Origin of the sequence: Pseudomonas sp. NA-150 (assembly GCF_044336365.1) — a bacterium.
In the GTDB taxonomy this organism is placed as follows: Bacteria; Pseudomonadota; Gammaproteobacteria; order Pseudomonadales; family Pseudomonadaceae; genus Aquipseudomonas.
Genome location: NZ_CP172305.1, coordinates 2,144,296 through 2,160,060 on the forward strand (window position 1 = coordinate 2,144,296; position 15,765 = coordinate 2,160,060).

16 protein-coding genes and 1 pseudogene are annotated in these 15,765 nt (G+C 59.4%); 6 read left to right on the plus strand and 11 right to left on the minus strand.

Going from position 1 to position 15,765, the window contains the following annotated elements; translation table 11 throughout:
- The first annotated feature begins 30 nt into the window (after positions 1 to 30).
- Entirely contained in the window at positions 31 to 444 is a 414-nt protein-coding gene (locus tag ACF0H7_RS10265) for a hypothetical protein (protein ID WP_397452650.1), read from the plus strand.
- Between the two features lie 264 nt (positions 445 to 708).
- Here ACF0H7_RS10265 and ACF0H7_RS10270 read toward each other — a convergent pair whose 3' ends face one another.
- The 3 genes from ACF0H7_RS10270 to ACF0H7_RS10280 all read right to left on the minus strand — a co-directional run bounded on the left by ACF0H7_RS10270 (position 709) and on the right by ACF0H7_RS10280 (position 3,757).
- Positions 709 to 2,100 (minus strand): sensor histidine kinase, encoded by a 1,392-nt coding sequence (locus ACF0H7_RS10270; RefSeq protein ID WP_397452651.1) that lies wholly within the window; start codon positions 2,098 to 2,100, stop codon positions 709 to 711.
- Entirely contained in the window at positions 2,078 to 2,761 is a 684-nt protein-coding gene (locus ACF0H7_RS10275; RefSeq protein ID WP_397452652.1) for a response regulator transcription factor, read from the minus strand. The genes ACF0H7_RS10270 and ACF0H7_RS10275 overlap by 23 nt, the downstream gene beginning before the upstream one ends.
- A gap of 90 nt (positions 2,762 to 2,851) precedes the next feature.
- The gene (locus ACF0H7_RS10280; protein ID WP_397452653.1) at positions 2,852 to 3,757 is read right to left on the minus strand and encodes a formate/nitrite transporter family protein; all 906 of its coding nucleotides are present in this window, start codon (positions 3,755 to 3,757) and stop codon (positions 2,852 to 2,854) included.
- A gap of 144 nt (positions 3,758 to 3,901) precedes the next feature.
- Between ACF0H7_RS10280 and ACF0H7_RS10285 the strand changes: the two genes are divergently transcribed.
- Positions 3,902 to 4,387 (plus strand): GNAT family N-acetyltransferase, encoded by a 486-nt coding sequence (locus ACF0H7_RS10285; protein WP_397452654.1) that lies wholly within the window; start codon positions 3,902 to 3,904, stop codon positions 4,385 to 4,387.
- 248 nt (positions 4,388 to 4,635) lie between these two features.
- On the opposite strand, the gene ACF0H7_RS10290 is transcribed toward ACF0H7_RS10285, so the two are convergent.
- On the minus strand, positions 4,636 to 5,991 hold the full coding sequence (locus ACF0H7_RS10290; RefSeq protein WP_397452655.1) for an OprD family porin: 1,356 nt from the start codon (positions 5,989 to 5,991) through the stop codon (positions 4,636 to 4,638).
- Positions 5,992 to 6,192: 201 nt separating this feature from the next.
- Positions 6,193 to 6,417 carry a hypothetical protein gene (locus ACF0H7_RS10295; protein ID WP_397452656.1) on the minus strand — a complete coding sequence of 75 codons (225 nt, stop codon included), beginning with the start codon at positions 6,415 to 6,417 and terminating at the stop codon, positions 6,193 to 6,195.
- A 242-nt stretch (positions 6,418 to 6,659) separates the two neighbouring features.
- On the opposite strand from ACF0H7_RS10295, the gene ACF0H7_RS10300 reads away from it, so the two are divergent.
- From ACF0H7_RS10300 to ACF0H7_RS10315, 4 genes and pseudogenes are all read left to right on the plus strand, one after another.
- Positions 6,660 to 7,427, plus strand: coding sequence for a hypothetical protein (locus ACF0H7_RS10300; protein WP_397452657.1), 768 nt, complete (start codon positions 6,660 to 6,662; stop codon positions 7,425 to 7,427).
- 29 nt (positions 7,428 to 7,456) lie between these two features.
- Entirely contained in the window at positions 7,457 to 7,897 is a 441-nt protein-coding gene (locus ACF0H7_RS10305; RefSeq protein WP_397452658.1) for a hypothetical protein, read from the plus strand.
- Positions 7,898 to 7,980: 83 nt separating this feature from the next.
- Positions 7,981 to 8,647, plus strand: a pseudogene (locus tag ACF0H7_RS10310) (response regulator transcription factor).
- Positions 8,623 to 9,984, plus strand: a complete 1,362-nt coding sequence (locus tag ACF0H7_RS10315; protein ID WP_397452659.1) for an ATP-binding protein — start codon at positions 8,623 to 8,625, stop codon at positions 9,982 to 9,984. Before ACF0H7_RS10310 ends, ACF0H7_RS10315 begins: the two are co-directional and overlap by 25 nt.
- Before the next feature lie 39 nt (positions 9,985 to 10,023).
- Here ACF0H7_RS10315 and pncA read toward each other — a convergent pair whose 3' ends face one another.
- The 6 genes from pncA to gudD all read right to left on the minus strand — a co-directional run bounded on the left by pncA (position 10,024) and on the right by gudD (position 15,756).
- Entirely contained in the window at positions 10,024 to 10,677 is a 654-nt protein-coding gene (pncA, locus tag ACF0H7_RS10320) for a bifunctional nicotinamidase/pyrazinamidase (RefSeq protein WP_397452660.1), read from the minus strand.
- A gap of 137 nt (positions 10,678 to 10,814) precedes the next feature.
- Positions 10,815 to 11,645, minus strand: a complete 831-nt coding sequence (locus ACF0H7_RS10325) for an aldo/keto reductase (RefSeq protein ID WP_397452661.1) — start codon at positions 11,643 to 11,645, stop codon at positions 10,815 to 10,817.
- 216 nt (positions 11,646 to 11,861) lie between these two features.
- Positions 11,862 to 12,827: a D-2-hydroxyacid dehydrogenase family protein gene (locus ACF0H7_RS10330; protein ID WP_397452662.1), complete on the minus strand. Its 966-nt coding sequence runs from the start codon at positions 12,825 to 12,827 to the stop codon at positions 11,862 to 11,864.
- Between the two features lie 109 nt (positions 12,828 to 12,936).
- Positions 12,937 to 13,521: a TetR/AcrR family transcriptional regulator gene (locus ACF0H7_RS10335; RefSeq protein WP_397452663.1), complete on the minus strand. Its 585-nt coding sequence runs from the start codon at positions 13,519 to 13,521 to the stop codon at positions 12,937 to 12,939.
- A gap of 77 nt (positions 13,522 to 13,598) precedes the next feature.
- Positions 13,599 to 14,252 (minus strand): DUF1345 domain-containing protein, encoded by a 654-nt coding sequence (locus ACF0H7_RS10340; protein ID WP_397452664.1) that lies wholly within the window; start codon positions 14,250 to 14,252, stop codon positions 13,599 to 13,601.
- 151 nt (positions 14,253 to 14,403) lie between these two features.
- On the minus strand, positions 14,404 to 15,756 hold the full coding sequence (gudD, locus tag ACF0H7_RS10345) for a glucarate dehydratase (protein ID WP_397452665.1): 1,353 nt from the start codon (positions 15,754 to 15,756) through the stop codon (positions 14,404 to 14,406).
- Between the last annotated feature and the right edge of the window lie 9 nt (positions 15,757 to 15,765).

Here is a 15,765-nt window from a genome sequence, read left to right on the forward strand (position 1 = left end):
ATGGTTTTTTCAATCTCGAGGTAAAGGTCCATGTCATCCAAATCGCTGTTACTGATTCCGATGTTGAGTCTGGTCGCACTGCTTTCTGCCTGCGCCGGGCCAATGCCCAAGGCCGATCCGAGCGAGGCGTGGATCGGCTTCAGCAGCGATGCGCAGGGCTCGCTGCTGGCGGAAGACGTCGACGGCAAGCGCCTCAACGACGGTCGCTACTTCGAAGTCACTCCGGGTAGTCATAAGCTGGATGTGGCGCTGTTCATTGACGGCGGCCCGGGTGACAACAATCAGGAAGAGTGTCAGCTAGGGATCAAGTTCGATGGCTTTAAGGCGGGCGAGCACTACCAGCTAGTGGAGTCCAGCCTGGGCGAAGAACACCGGGCCGAACTGGTTGATTCCCACGGTCATCAGTTAGGCCAGACCAAAGATTTCGACTGCCAGGCCAGTTGAGCACAAGAGCTCCCCTTCAACGGTCTTCGTTAGCCCATGGTTGCTGCCATGGGCTTTTTTGTGGGTGGTTTTTTTTCGCAGAACTTTCGGTGGGTAGATATTGTGTAGGAGCTGCCGAAGGCTGCGATCAATTGACATCGCGAAGACCGTGCCGGTCTTATCGCAGCCTTCGGCAGCTCCTACAGAAAATAGGTGTCTGGCACAAGCCGTATGAGAGCCAATGTGTTGGCGAAGGGCTTGACGCGGTGTATCAGGCCAACCTCATCACACCAGTTCAGTCACTTGCCGACACTCCAGCACCAAACTCGCGCCCCCCGAAGGACTGGTGCCGATCTGCAGTTTGAAACCGTGCAGGTTGACGATGGCCGCGACGATGGACAGGCCCAGGCCGAAGCCGGTTTGCGAGCTGCCGTCTGCGCAGCGGTAGAAACGCTGGAACACTTTCTCGCGCTCGATCTCCGGGATACCGGGTCCGCTGTCCTGGATCTCGATGAAGGTGCTGGTGCCGTCTGTTCGCGCAATTAGGGTCACGGTGCCGCCGACGGGGGTGAATTTGAGCGCATTGCTCAGCAGGTTGGCCAGGGCTTCGAACAGCAGCGCCCGATCTCCCGTCAGCCACGGCAATTGGGGCGCGCGCTGCAACTCGAGGGTCAGCTGATTTTCTTCAGCCATGGGCAGGTAAAAATCGTACAGCTCTTTGAGCAAATGCCGGGGGTCGAGTTCGACAAAAGCCGAGCGCCGCTGGCGGTCTTCCAGCTCTGAAATGCGCAACAGCCCACGAAAGCGCGCCATCAAGGCGTCGGCTTCAGCGATGACCTGACCCATCTGTTCGGCTTGCACGGATTCTTCCGGGGATTGCTGCTGAATGCGATACAGCTGCGCACGCAGGCGGGTCAACGGGGTGCGCAGGTCGTGGGCGATGTTGTCGCAGACGCCCTTGACCTCATTCATCAGTTTCTCGATCCGTTCCAGCATGGCGTTGACGATCACCGCCAGCATGTCCAGTTCATCACGCCGGTTCGACACGGGCAGGCGCCGCGCCATGTCGCCGGCAACGATCGCCTCGACGCTGGTCTGAATCCGGCGAATCCGCCGTAACGGTCGTCGTCGTAACAAATGCCAGCCGGCGGCACCGGGAAGGATGGTCAGGGAAATCGCCCACAGTAATGCGTGCCAGATAATCGTGGTGACGGCGAACAATGAGCCGTTGTCGCGCACCAGCAGCAACCAGCGTCCGTCGTGGGTTTGCATCGCCACTGCGTCGCAGCTGTTGTGGGGCAGGGAGGGGTCGTCGGAGTCGATGCACGTGCTGAGCTGATGAATCTGGCCGTCCATGAGCAAGTTCGGCGGGATGCTGTTGATCGGCCCCATCAGCGGTTGTTTTTGGCTGTCGAACAGGCCAAAGGCGTCCACCGAACGCATGTCGAAGGTCGTGCTGGCCTTCAGTGCGTCCACCAGTTGGTCGCCCTGGAAACGCGAAAACAGGTGCTGGCGTTGCATCAGCGAGTGGCGGGCGAGGGTGCTCAGGTAATCGGTGACTTCCCAATACAGCACGCCCATCAGGATGCCGCTCCAGGCGACGAACAAAAAACTGTAGAGCGCCAGCAGGCGACTGCTGGAGGAGCGCCAGCCTTTAGACGGGTTCAGCAATGACATACCCCGAGCCTCGCACGGTCCGAATCAGCGGCGTCAGACCCGGGGCATCGATTTTTTTGCGCAGGCGCCCGATGTGGACGTCGATCAGGTTGGTGCCCGGGTCGAAGTGGTAGCCCCAGACTTCTTCGAAAATCATCATGCGGGTGATGATTTGTCCGTGATTGCGCATCAGGAATTCCAGCAATTTGTATTCGGTTGGCAACAGGTTCAGCGGCTGCTCCGCACGGCTGGCTTCGCGGTTGATCAGGTTCAGCTCGAGGTCGGCCAGGCGCAACACGGTTTCTGCGGCGCTGACCGGGTTGCTGCGGCGCAACAGGACCTCGACCCGGGCAGCCATTTCGTCGGACGCAAAGGGTTTCGACAGGTAATCATCCCCCCCGGCGCGCAGGCCGCGCACGCGTTCATCGACGTCCGACAGGGCGCTGATCATCAGGATCGGCGTGGAAATGCCCAAGGCACGCAAGGTGGTGACAATGGCCAAGCCGTTGACTTCGGGGAGCATGCGGTCGAGGGTGATCAGGTCGTAACCGCCACTGACCGCCCGCACCAGGCCTTCGCGGCCGTTATCCACCCAGTCGACTTCAAGTCCGTGACTGCTCAATTCGGCGACAATTTCCTTGGCCGTGACGGCATCGTCCTCGATGGTCAGAATTCGGGTCATCGCGCGTTACCTGAAAGTTGCCGGCTAAGGCCGGTATTTTGCCTCTAAATACGCGGTTACTTTTTAAATAATAGTTTAGGTTGCTGCGGGCTAGGTTTTTGGTCGATCGAGCGTGGCGGTTTTCGTGGTATTGGTCGCCTGTTGATCGCTGGCGTTTTTCTCCGACACCGGACCTTCACTGCGGATTTGCGCATGGCTGATCAGGGCAAAAATAAAGCTGCCACCGATGATATTGCCGGCCAGGGTCGGCCCGGCGAAAGTCAGCCAGAACTCGCTCCACGGCAGCTTGCCGGCGAATACCAGATACGAAACCTCAGCCGAACCCACCACGATGTGGGTGAAGTCGCCCAGCGCCATCAAGTAGGTGATGAGCACAATAATCGCGATTTTCGCGCTTTCCAGCGACGGGATCATCCAGACCATGGTGGCGATCATCCAGCCGGAAACGATGCCTTTGGAAAACATCTGGCCAACGTCGTTCTCCATGACCTTGCGCCCGATCTCGAGAAACGCGGCATCGGTTTTTGTATCGAAGATCGGCAGATTGAGCATGACATACGCCACCAGCAGCGTGCCCATCAGGTTACCGACCAACACCACACCCCATAAACGTAACAGACGGCCGAAATTGGCCAGGGTCGGCTTGGTCATCACCGGCAGCACGGCGGTCAGGGTGTTTTCGGTGAACAGCTGCTGGCGCGCCAGAATCACCGCAAGAAATCCGGCGCAATAACCGAAGCTGGCGATGACCTTAAAGGTGTCGCCATCGGGCAGGCGGGCGTTGAGCAAGCCCATCGCCATCAACGACAGGCCCATGGTCAAACCGGCGGCGAGTGCCGACCAGAACAGCGCGGCGACACTGCGCTCCAGTTCCTGATCGCCTTGCAGGCGGATACTTTCATGCAACACAGCCGCACGTGGCGGCTGGTTTTTATCGACCTCGCGTTTCTCTTCCTCGGATAAACCGGGGGTCTTGCCCTCTTTTTCGCTGTCCATACGCCTCCTTGAATCAGATTGATGAAAGGCGCGCGTGACATCCAATGCTGCACGGCACTGTTGGTTAAGACACAATCTACCGTCGAGCGTTCGCCTATGCCGAGAGCACCACTTATTCAGCAGTTCTGATTCAGGAGAAAAACCGTGAGCATCCATATCCGTGAAGCGACCAGGGCCGATGCCGAGGTGATTCTGGGCTTCATCACCGAACTGGCGATTTACGAAAATGCCAAACACGAAGTACTGGCCAGCGTCGCCGACATCGAACGCAGCCTGTTCGACGAACCCTCGCCAGCACGGGCCTTGATCTGCCTGCTCGACGACCAACCGATAGGCTTCGCCGTGTACTTCTTGAGTTACTCGACCTGGCAAGGCCGCAAAGGCCTGTACCTGGAAGACCTGTACGTGTCACAGGAACACCGCGGCGTTGGCGCGGGCAAGAAGTTGCTGCGACACTTGGCGAAACTGGCGTATGACAGTGGTTGCGGGCGTTTTGAATGGAGCGTGTTGGACTGGAATACCCCGGCGATTGATTTCTATAAGTCGATTGGGGCTGAGCCGCATGAGGAGTGGGTGCGGTATCGGTTGGCGGGGGATGGGTTGAAAGAGTTTGCGTTGGGTGGGGTTTGATGTGACACACGAGCCGGTTTATTTAACCTCTCGTCCTGCATAGCGCATCTTTCGATTACAGAACCAGTCACCTCAGCAAAAACCGGATTGAAGTGCGATCCATGTAGGAGCTGCCGAAGGCTGCGATTAACCCGAAAGCGCGGTGTGCATTCTGGCTTTATCGCAGCCTTCGGCAGCTCCTACAGGGAACCGCGTTCCTGACTGATGGGCATCAGGTCCATGGAAACGGCTTTTTCAATGACCGCGTTTTAGAAAACATTAATCGGATAATCAACAATCACCCGATACTCATCGGCATTATGATCCACCGTCTTATACCCATCCCCACCTCGGTTAGTCGCCCAACGCAGGCGCACGCTGAGGTTCTTCGCCTGACCCTGTTGCACCACGTACTTCATGTCAATATCACGTTCCCAGTGCTTGGCGTCTTTGCCGTCGGCGTTGAAGTAGTTGCTGTAGCCGGAGTCGGCAGCGGTGGTGGCTTTGGTCAGGTCCATGGTGCCGCGGGTGTAGGAGGCTGATGAGGTCAGGCCTGGCAGGCCCCAACCGACGAAGTCGTAGGCGTATTGCAGTTTCCAGGATTTCTCGCCGGGGGCGTTGAAGTCGGAGTATTGCTGCGAGTTGTCGAGGTAGATGCTGTCGCCGTCCTGGATGTAGTCGAACGGTGTGTTGCCGTTGACCTTCTGCAGCGAGGTGGTGACGGTCTGGTGGCCCACGGTCACGCCCATGTGCACGCTGAAGGTGTTGTTGTCGATGCTGCCGAGCAGCGCCTGGCCGCTGTCTTGAGTACGGTAGTAGTGGAAGCCGGGGTTGAGGCTGACCAGATCGTTGAGCGCCCAGTTGTAGTCCAGGTCGTAGTACACCTGGTTCCAGATGTCCTTGAGTTGCGAGGTATACAGGCTGGAGGTCATGCCAGGTACGCCGGTGTAGGTGGCGCCCGCCCAGTCCATGTGCTGGCTGTGTTCGCCGTCCGGCAGGGTGCCGTAGTAGGTGGCGATGCGCCCGTTGCCGCTTTGGTTGAACAGTTTGTCGAAGCTGACCTGGCCGGCATCGAGGGTCAGGTGGTCGACGCTGGTGTTGGTCAGGCTGAAGCCCTGGAAGGTCATTGGCAGCAAACGCGTGGCACCGCCAGCAATGACCGGGTTGTTGAGGAACAGGTCGCCGACCTTCAGTACCGTGTCGAAGGCGCGTATTTTCAGCGCGCCGCCGGCGGATGAGAAGGTGGTCGGGGCGTCGCCGTAGAGGTTGTCTTTGTTCGGGTTCGGCGCAGTGATCGGCAGGATGCTCGAGCCGCCGCTGCCGCCACCGCCGTCGAGTTTCAGGCCGAGCATGGCGTTGGCGTCGATGCCGAAACCGACGGTGCCCTGGGTGAAGCCGGATTCGAAAATGCCGATGAAACCCTGGCCCCATTCCTTGCTGTCTTGCTTGCCGTCGTGACGATCATGGTTGAAGTAGTAGTTTTTCAGGTCGAGGTTGAGGCTCGAACCTTCGATGAAGCCATCTTTGCTGCTGGCGGCGGTGCTGCTGTCATCGGCATAAGCGCCGCTGGACACGGTAGCAGCCAGTGCAAGAAACAGCGGACTGAATCGATACGGTGTATTCACTGTTGTATAAACCCCTTGGTAAATTATTATTTAGCGGCGGCAGTTTTTGTGAGGGATTGGGTCGTTTTTATTAGATAAATTATTTTTCAGGTTTGTCTTTTTTCGCTTAAAAAAAAGCCGCTAAGGGCAGCGGCTTTAAAATCGACTGCTTGGACATACAACATCGAAGCAACGATGAGAGTAGGGCAAAGCGTTTTACATTTAACTGTGGTTGGCGGACTGGCTCTGCGGCTGCGCGGAGGATGCCTGCTGGGTGTTGAGGTGCTCCTTGGTCTGCATGGCGAGCTCGGTTTCGTGCTGTTCGAACGCCGCGTGCCTGGCTTCGTTCAAGGCCGCGAAGGATTGTGATTCTTCGGCCATGGCCAATGGAGACAATAGCAGGGAGGACAATATAAGTGCGCCGATAATACCCTTGGAATGAGACATTTGAATAAGCCTTCTTGCGTCAGCAAGTTTCGTTTAGGTGGAGAAACTATAAGAATCCAGGGGGCGGGAGACAAGTGAAGATAAGTTTAGGGTAAGTTTAGAAAGTTTAGGAAGCGTGACTGAGTGCGTCCTGTATAGCGCCCGACAGCGGACAAAATCAGCAGCCCTCAGTCTGCGCTAAGTTTCGCCGCGTAGTCTCTCCATGGCGCGATGTGCAGCGCCTTACTGGAGACGTAATCCACATGAAACCGCTGACGAAGACCGCTTGGCTCAACAAAGTCCCCGAGGTGACGCTGTCGTTTTGGGTGATCAAAATCATGTCCACCACGGTGGGCGAGACGGGCGCGGACTATCTCGCGGTCGACGCCGGCCTGGGGCAAAGCGTCACCAGTATCGGCATGGCCGTATTGCTGGCCATCGCGCTGTTCGGCCAGCTTCGAACGCGTGCCTACACCCCCTGGATTTACTGGCTCACTGTGGTGCTGGTGAGTGTGGTCGGCACGCAAATCACCGACGTGCTCACCGACAAGTTGGGCGTTAGCCTGTACGCCAGCACCGGGGTGTTTGCCGTGCTGCTGGCCGCCAACTTCGCCGTTTGGTACGGCCTTGAGCGCAACCTTTCGATTCAGGAAATCGTCACCCCTCGCCGGGAGTTGTTCTATTGGGCCACGGTGCTCTGCACCTTTGCCCTGGGCACTGCGGCCGGTGATCTGGCCACCGAGGCTCTGGGGCTGGGCTTTACCCTCGGTGCGCTGGTGTTCGGCGTATTGATCGCCGCGACCTATGTCGCCTGGCGCCTGCGCATCAACCCGGTCCTGACCTTCTGGATCGGCTATATCCTCACGCGGCCGTTCGGCGCGTCCCTCGGTGATTTGCTGACCCAGGCCAAGACCTACGGCGGCCTCGGGATGGGCGCCACCTGGACCAGCGCGATTTTCCTCAGCGTCATCATTTTGTTGGTGGCCGTCGCCCAGATCAGCGTCGGTAACCGTAAACAGATCACCCATTAATCCCTTCAAAAGCGACTCAAGGAATTATCATGCGTTATTTGCACTCTGTTATTCGTCCGGTTGCGGTGGTCTCGGCCATCGTCTTGCTGAGCCTGGCGGCCGGTTGTTCAAAACCTGCCGATCAAGCCAAAACTTCCACCACTTCAAGCGCAGCAGCCACCCAGAACGATGCGCAAGGCTCAAAGCTCGGTGATCTGTCGGCATTTCGGGGCATCGCCGCCGATGTCTCGACTATCGTCGACAAGAACGATCTGCCAGGCGCCAAATCCCGGATCAAGGACCTGGAGTTGACGTGGGACTCGGCAGAGGCCGGTCTGAAACCTCGCGCTGCCGCTGACTGGCATGTGCTCGACAAGGCCATCGACCGCTCACTGGAGGCCTTGCGCGCGAATACCCCTAAACAAGTCGAATGCAAGCTGGCTATGGATGACTTGCTAAAAACCTTCGATTCGATGCAAGCGAAGAAGTGACAGGCCAAGTGCGAAATCGGTAGCCTAAGGCAAGACAAAACCCGGAGCAGCCAATGATGGCTGCTCTCTTGCCGGAGAGGGACATGCGCATATTGCTGGTCGAAGACGATCCGATGATCGGCGAAGCGATTCATGGCGCACTCAAGGATGCCAGTTACGCCGCCGATTGGGTCACCAACGGTCTGACCGCCCTCGCCGCACTCGATACCCAGGACTATGACTTGATGCTGCTCGACCTCGGCCTGCCAGGGCGGGACGGGTTAGAAGTCCTGCATACCCTGCGCAGCGCCAACAATCCCATTCCGTTGCTGATCATCACCGCGCGCGACAGCCTCGACGACCGCTTGCGCGGGCTGGATGGCGGCGCCGACGACTACCTGCTCAAACCTTTCGACATGGCGGAACTGCTGGCGCGGATGCGTGCCGTGCTGCGGCGCAAGGGCGGCAGTGCGCAGCCCATTCTCAGCAATGGCCTGGTGTCGCTGGATCCGGTCACGCGAGAAGCCTCGACCCTTGAATACCCTGGCGTTCAACTCTCCAGCCGCGAGTTTGCGTTGCTCCAGGCACTGTTGATTCGTCCCGGCGCGATTCTTTCTCGCCAGCGATCTCGAGGACCGCCTCTACGGTTGGGGCAATGAGGTCGAAAGCAATGCGGTGGAGTTCCTGATCCATGCGCTGCGGCGCAAACTGGGTAGCCACATCATCAAGAACGTCAGGGGTGTGGGATGGATGGTTTCAAAAAGCGCTTGAGGGAATCAGTACAGCTGCGGTTGTCGGTCTCGCTGTCAGTGGCGATTCTGATCATCGCCCTGATCGCCGGGGCCTTTGCCTACATCTCGGCATTCGAGGAAGCCCATGAGATGCAGGACGAGACCTTGCGTCAGGTGGCGATCCTGTTTGACCGGCAACACATGACCCTGACCTATCCCGAGCAGGGGGCGAGTGTTGCAGGCGACGATGAGGAGTCGCGCATCGTTGTCCAGTACCTGAGGGACGGTGCCACGGCGTCCGCAGGCGATGATGAGGGCACACCGTTGCCACTGCCCATGACGCTCGCCACCGGGCTGTCGACGCTGGACGTGGGCGACGAGCCTTTCCGTGTGCTGGTCAAGACCACCGCCCATGGCGAGCGTATCGCGGTGTCTCAGGAGATGGGCGCGCGTGACAAGGATGCGCGGGAAAGTGCCTTGCGCAGCCTGCTGCCGTTCCTGATTTTGTTTCCGGTTCTGTTGCTGGTGGTCGCGGACCTGCTGCGCAAAATGTTTCGCCCCATTGTGCTGCTCTCGTCGGAGATCGACCAGCGCGCCGAGCAAGCGCTTCACCCTATTGAAGACCAGCACCTGCCCAGCGAAGTGCGGCCCTTTGTCGTGGCTATCAATCGGTTGCTCGAGCGGGTTTCGCAATCGATGGAAACCCAGCGTCGCTTCGTGGCCGACGCAGCCCATGAACTTCGCTCGCCATTGACCGCCTTGTCATTGCAAGCCGAACGCCTGGCCGCCGCCGATATGTCGGCTCTGGCCCATGAGCGCCTGCTGCCGCTACGCCGGGGCATCGAGCGCGGCAGAAACCTGATCGATCAATTGCTGACCCTGGCCAAAGCGCAGTCGAGCGCCAGCGTTGCGCCGTCGCGGGTCTCGGTGCATCAGGTCTACCGTCGCGTGCTGGAAGACCTGCATCCGTTGGCGGAGGCGAAGCAGATCGACATCGGCGTGGAAGGTGAGCGAGACGTGCAGGTCATGATCAACGAAATCGAGCTGATCACGCTGGTTAAAAACCTGGTGGACAATGCCATTCGTTATACCCCGCAAGGTGGGCGGGTCGATCTCTCGGTGGTCATCGATGCGGGGCGGGCTCTTGTACAGATCAAGGACTCAGGGCCCGGGATTAACCTGGACGAGCGCGAACGGGTATTCGACCCGTTTTACCGCACTCTGGGCAGCCACGAGCAGGGATCGGGGCTGGGGCTTTCCATCGTCAAGGCGATCGTGGATCGCATCGGCGGGCAGGTTCAGTTGGGCTTGGCCGATGAACAGCATCAGCGCGGCTTGTGCGTGTCCCTGTGGTTGCCCCTAAAACAACGAGAGTAACGGTGTCGTCGGCCAGTTTTTATGCCGCACACTCGAGCTTCAGTCGTGAAACACTTCGCTGGATTCGATGCGCTGCACACCGACCGCCAGCATGTCATTCCACGCCTGGCGCAACGAGCCATTCATATCGATGGCGCGGCAGGCGTCTTCAATGACAAAGGTGTTGAACCCGGCGGCACGCGCATCCTGTGCCGTCCAGGCCACGCAAAAATCCAGTGCCAGACCGACCACGAACAGGGTGTCGATACCGCGTTCCTTCAGGTATCCGGTCAGCCCGGTCTGAGTATGGCGATCGGCTTCAAGAAACGCCGAGTAGCTGTCGATGCCGATGTTGCAGCCCTTGCGCAGGATCAATTGCGCCTTGGGCACGTCGAGGCCTTCGTGCAGTTGCGCGCCCAGCGTGCCTTGTACACAGTGGTCGGGCCACAGGGTTTGTGCGCCGTAGGGCAGGTGAATGCTGTCGAACGGCTGCCGCTCGGCGTGGCTGGAGGCGAAGGAAATGTGGCCGGCGGGATGCCAGTCCTGGGTGAGGATTACATTGCGAAAGCGTGCGCCGAGGCGATTGATCAAGGGCACCAGCGTATGCCCGTCGGCTACCGCCAGTGCTCCACCAGGCATGAAATCGTACTGCATGTCGATGACCAGCAGCGCGCAGGTAACGTGGGAGGGTGCATCAGCAGTAAGCAGGGTCATGATCAGGCTCCATGATCAACAATCATCCGCGACGGGCGGATGATTGCTTAGTGTGCCTGATATCGTTGAAAACAATAATCCGAGCAGGGGGTCAGTGATCGTTTGGCCGTTTAAGACGCAGTTATGGCATTTTAACACTACTCGGTGGCTGCATCCCACGCCGGGGCAAACGGTGGATTAACCAGGCGCTGATCCTTGCGCAGGGCGCCGATCACGCGACGGTCCTCGTCATCAAGAACCAGCTTCAGGGCGTCGAGGTTCGCCTGCTGACTCTCGGCACGTTGGGATTTGGGGATGGCCGCGACGCCGTCTTGATCCAGCAACCAGCGCAAGGCCACTTGGGCGGCAGAGGCGTTGTGTTTGTCGGCGATGTGTTGCAACACCGGATCTTGCGCGACGTTGCCCTGTGCCAACGGGCAGTAGGCGACCAACGGGATCGAGTGGCCTCTCAGGTAGCGATACACCGGCGTTTGATCGAGAAACGGGTGGTATTCGATTTGATTGCACGCCAGCGGTGCGCCGATGCCTTCGACCACCGTGCGCAGCATCGGCAAGGTAAAGTTAGCGACACCGATGGCACGGGTCCGGCCTTCTTCGCGCAGGCGCAACAAGGTCTCGAACATCGCCGGCAGGTCCATCCCGGCCGAGGGCCAGTGCACCAGGAACAGGTCGACATAGTCCAGTTTCAGCTTGCTCAGGCTGGTATCAAATGAACGTCGGATCGCATCGGGCGCCAGGTTTGTGTTCCAGACCTTGGTGGTGATGTGCAACGCGTTACGGTCCACGCCGGCGTTGCCGATGGCAGCACCGACAGCGGATTCGTTGTCGTACATTTGCGCGGTGTCGATATGCCGATAACCCAGTGCCAGCGCGCTTTCTACGGCCGGCCGGCAAACATCGTCGGGCATGCGGAACGTGCCGAGGCCGAGCTTGGGCAGTTGGATGCCTTGGGTGGCGAGGTATTCCATGATGGACTCCTGCAGAGGGGAGGGAAGGGCGCCATCGTGGCGGTTATGCGGTCACCGACCAATGGCGGAGGCGTCATGGGGTATATGACTGGCGGGCATGAGTGGCGTTCAATCCGGCCTCTTCGCAGCGGTGCGGCGATCCGGCAAGCCTGAAACACCGCATCAAGCCATTCGCACTGTAGGCGCGGGCAAGCCAGCGCCTACAGGGGAATTTGGTTAACCAAACACCCGAATCGGCTTGCCGCCATGCCATGCCTGAATATCTTCGATCATCTGACTGAAGAAGGTCCGGTAGTTGTTCTCGGTGACGTAGCCGATGTGCGGGGTGGCGAGGACGTTGTCCAGTTGGCGGAACGGATGGTCGGCCGGCAGCGGTTCCGGTTCGAAGACATCCAGCGCCGCGCCGGCGATTCGGCCGTTTTGCAGAACATCGAGCAATGCCGCTTCGTCGATGATCGGCCCGCGTGCGGTGTTGATGATGTAAGCGGTGGGTTTCATCTGGCTCAAAGCCAGCGCGTCGACAATTCCACGGCTGCGATCACTGAGCACCATGTGCACGGTCAGGATGTCCGACTGCTCGAACAACTCCTGCTTGCTGACGTAGACCACCCCGGATTCCGCTGCGCGCTCGGCGGTGAGGTTTTCGCTCCAGGCGATCACGTTCATGCCAAAGGCCTGGGCGTATTTGGCGACCCACTTGCCGATGCTGCCGAGGCCAAGAATCCCCAGGGTCTTGCCGTACAGATCACTGCCGAGGCCGACTTGCCAGCCACCATTGCGCAGCGAGTTGACTTCGCTCACCAGGTTGCGGGTGATGCCCATGATCAACGCCCAGGTGACTTCCGGGGCCGCATTTTTGTAGCTGTCAGTGCCGCAGACCTGGATGCCCAGACGCGCGGCAGCCGGCAGGTCGATGGCGGCGTTGCGCATGCCGCCGGTCACCAGCAATTTCAGCTTTGGCAACTGACTGAGCAAGGCTTCATTGAACGAGGTGCGTTCGCGCATGACGCAGATCACCTCGTACGAGGCCAGACGGGCGACCATGGTCGCGGTATCGGCCGGGTATTCGTGGAGGAAGCTGACCTCGCCAATCGAATCGAGAACGGTCCAGTCGACCACGTTGCTGGCAACCGATTGCCAGTCATCGAGGACCGCGATCTTCAGAGGGGAATGTGCAGTCATTCAGGTGTGCCTCGCCAGAGAAACAGGTTGGAATTATTCGTGGCGCACACAATAACGCCAGAGCGCCCACGAGTGAACAGGCGGGACCTGGCAATAGGTCCACTATCGGTCAAGCCTTGGGCCAGGACAGCAGGAAGCTTTCCATCACATCACGCATTTCATCGATGGTCGCGCCGCTTTTCGCTTGCACGGCCATGCCTTGAATCAAGGTCGCCAGCACGTTGGCCGCGCTGTCGGCGCTCATGCCGATGGGGAGTGGCCCCTGATCCTTGAGTTGCTCAAAGCGGGTGTGCAGCACCTGGCGCGTGACATTGCGGTTAGTGGCGAGGGTTTCCCGCACTGAATTGTTTTCCCTGGAGCAGGCCAGCGCGCCGTTCAATTCCAGACAGCCGGGTGGGCTGTGTTCGCCGAAGTGCAGCTCGATCGTCCCTTGCAGCAAGCGCTCTGCCACCCGCCGTGGGGTGGGTTCGGCCAGCGCGGCGCTGCGAAAGCTCAGGTAGCGCTGGTGATAGCGCTCCACGACTTTGTGAAACAAGGTCTCTTTATTGACGAACGCACCGTACAGGCTGGACTTGGTCAGCCCGGTGGCTTGCAGCAGGGTGGTCAGGCTGGTGCCTTCGTAACCCATTTTCCAGAACGCCAGCAGCGCTTGCTCCAGCACCTGGTCTTCATCGAACTCGCGTGGACGCGCCATAGCAAACCCTCCGCAGGACATGGCTGATACGCCCGATGCTAGACCTGCAGGTCCTTAACTGTCTCAGGGTATTGCGCTCAGCCGAAGAGTCCGGCCGCGATATTGATCGAAAACCCCAATATCGCGGTGTTGAACACAAAGCCGATCAGCGACTGGGCCAACACTGTTTTGCGCAGGTTGCGACTGGCGACGCCGACATCGGCGGTTTGCACGGCGACGCTGATGGTGAAAGAGAAATACAGAAAGTCCCAGTAGTCCGGATGCTGTTCACCGTCGGCGAAGCGCAGCGCCGGTTCCGGGGTGTCGGCGGTGTAGAACAGGCGGGCATAGTGCAGGCTGAAGATCACTCCGGTGGCCAGCCAGGAACCGATGACGGTCAGGCCGGTGAAGGCGTAGTGCAGGGCTTTGGCGTGGCTGTCCAGGTCTTTGCTGCCGATCAGTTCCACGCTGATCGCGGCCAGGCTGGCAATCGCGGCGATGCACACCGTGGTCAACACCAGTCCGGCGTTTTCGTCTTCGATGATGGCAAAGCGTCTGACGTCCTCGGCATCGGCGCGGGTGGTCTGCCACATCATCAGGATCAGGTAGGTCCACACGCCGATGTCCCAGCCAATCAGGATGTGGGTGGTCAGGGTCATGCCCGGAATCAGGTAGCTGCAGAGAATGCCGCTGATACAACCGATCAGTCCGGAGAGGGTCAAGCGAGGGTGGGTACGGCCAAGATGGGACATTGAGGGTTATCGCGGTCAGGGTCTGCGGGAACCTTAGCACGGCGCTCGGCCACAGATTACGCGGGGGATATAAAAACGGCGCGCAATCACTTGCACGCCGTATGCCCACAGAGGGCAAAAATGTCTCGTCAATTCGTCAGCGAACTACTCATTAGCGAACCAGGCATGGCTGCTTGTTGTTGAACGACCAGCCCGGAATCAGGAACTGCATGGCCACGCCGTCATCGCGGGCACCGAGGCCCATGCCCTTGTACAGTTCGTGGGCCTTGGCCAATTGATCCATGTCCAGTTCGACACCGAGGCCGGGCTTCTTCGGCACTTGCACACAACCGCCGACGATTTGCAGCGGCGCCTTGGTCAGGCGCTGGCCGTCCTGCCAGATCCAGTGGGTGTCGATGGCGGTGATGTCGCCGGGTGCGGCAGCGGCAACGTGGGTGAACATGGCCAGCGAAATGTCGAAGTGGTTGTTGGAGTGCGAACCCCAGGTCAGGCCCCATTCGTTGCACATCTGCGCCACCCGCACCGAACCCTGCATGGTCCAGAAATGCGGGTCGGCCAACGGGATGTCGACTGATTGCAACTGGATCGCATGGCCCATTTCGCGCCAGTCGGTGGCGATCATGTTGGTGGCGGTTTTCAAGCCGGTGGCGCGGCGGAATTCAGCCATCACCTCGCGTCCGGAGAAACCGTTTTCTGCGCCGCACGGGTCTTCGGCGTAGGCCAGCACCGAATGTTGGTCGCGGCACAGACGAATGGCTTCTTTCAGCGACCAGGCGCCGTTGGGGTCGAGGGTGATGCGCGCATCGGGAAAGCGTTCGGCCAAGGCGGTGACGGCTTCGATTTCTTCGTCGCCGCGCAGCACGCCGCCCTTGAGTTTGAAGTCCTGGAAACCGTATTTGGCGTGGGCGGCTTCGGCGAGGCGAACCACGGCGTCGGCGGTCATGGCTTGCTCGTGGCGCACACGGAACCAGTCGTTATCGGCGTCCGGTTCGCTGCGGTAAGCGAGGTCGGTTTTGTTGCGATCACCGACGTAGAACAGGTAACCGAGCATTTTTACTTCATCGCGCTGCTGGCCTTCACCGAGCAGGGCCGCTACGGGTACGTCGAGATGCTGGCCGAGCAGGTCGAGCAGGGCGGCTTCCAGGCCGGTGACCGCATGGATGGTGATACGCAGGTCGAAGGTTTGCAGGCCGCGACCGCCGGAATCACGATCGGCGAAGGCCTGGCGTACCTGGTTGAGGATCTTTTGGTAGGTGCCAATCGGGCTGCCGACCACCAGCGAGCGGGCGTCTTCCAGGGTCTGGCGAATGCGCTCGCCGCCCGGTACTTCACCGACACCGGTATTGCCGGCGTTGTCTTTGAGAATGACGATGTTGCGGGTGAAAAACGGGCCGTGGGCGCCGCTCAGGTTCAGCAACATGCCGTCGTGACCGGCGACCGGTACCACTTGCATGCTGGTGATCACGGGGGCTTTGCCGACAACCTGGGAGTTCAAGGTATTCATGCGGATGTC

Excerpts from the sequence above, each read along its gene's own strand:
- ACF0H7_RS10325 (WP_397452661.1), bottom strand. The coding sequence starts at position 11,645 with ATGGAATACCTCGCCACCCAAGGCATCCAACTGCCCAAGCTCGGCCTC.
- ACF0H7_RS10270 (WP_397452651.1), bottom strand. The coding sequence starts at position 2,100 with ATGTCATTGCTGAACCCGTCTAAAGGCTGGCGCTCCTCCAGCAGTCGC.
- ACF0H7_RS10280 (WP_397452653.1), bottom strand. The coding sequence starts at position 3,757 with ATGGACAGCGAAAAAGAGGGCAAGACCCCCGGTTTATCCGAGGAAGAG.
- ACF0H7_RS10335 (WP_397452663.1), bottom strand. The coding sequence starts at position 13,521 with ATGGCGCGTCCACGCGAGTTCGATGAAGACCAGGTGCTGGAGCAAGCG.
- ACF0H7_RS10295 (WP_397452656.1), bottom strand. The coding sequence starts at position 6,417 with ATGTCTCATTCCAAGGGTATTATCGGCGCACTTATATTGTCCTCCCTG.
- ACF0H7_RS10340 (WP_397452664.1), bottom strand. The coding sequence starts at position 14,252 with ATGTCCCATCTTGGCCGTACCCACCCTCGCTTGACCCTCTCCGGACTG.
- ACF0H7_RS10330 (WP_397452662.1), bottom strand. The coding sequence starts at position 12,827 with ATGACTGCACATTCCCCTCTGAAGATCGCGGTCCTCGATGACTGGCAA.
- ACF0H7_RS10305 (WP_397452658.1), top strand. The coding sequence starts at position 7,457 with ATGCGTTATTTGCACTCTGTTATTCGTCCGGTTGCGGTGGTCTCGGCC.
- ACF0H7_RS10300 (WP_397452657.1), top strand. The coding sequence starts at position 6,660 with ATGAAACCGCTGACGAAGACCGCTTGGCTCAACAAAGTCCCCGAGGTG.
- gudD (WP_397452665.1), bottom strand. The coding sequence starts at position 15,756 with ATGAATACCTTGAACTCCCAGGTTGTCGGCAAAGCCCCCGTGATCACC.
- ACF0H7_RS10265 (WP_397452650.1), top strand. The coding sequence starts at position 31 with ATGTCATCCAAATCGCTGTTACTGATTCCGATGTTGAGTCTGGTCGCA.
- pncA (WP_397452660.1), bottom strand. The coding sequence starts at position 10,677 with ATGACCCTGCTTACTGCTGATGCACCCTCCCACGTTACCTGCGCGCTG.
- ACF0H7_RS10275 (WP_397452652.1), bottom strand. The coding sequence starts at position 2,761 with ATGACCCGAATTCTGACCATCGAGGACGATGCCGTCACGGCCAAGGAA.
- ACF0H7_RS10315 (WP_397452659.1), top strand. The coding sequence starts at position 8,623 with ATGGATGGTTTCAAAAAGCGCTTGAGGGAATCAGTACAGCTGCGGTTG.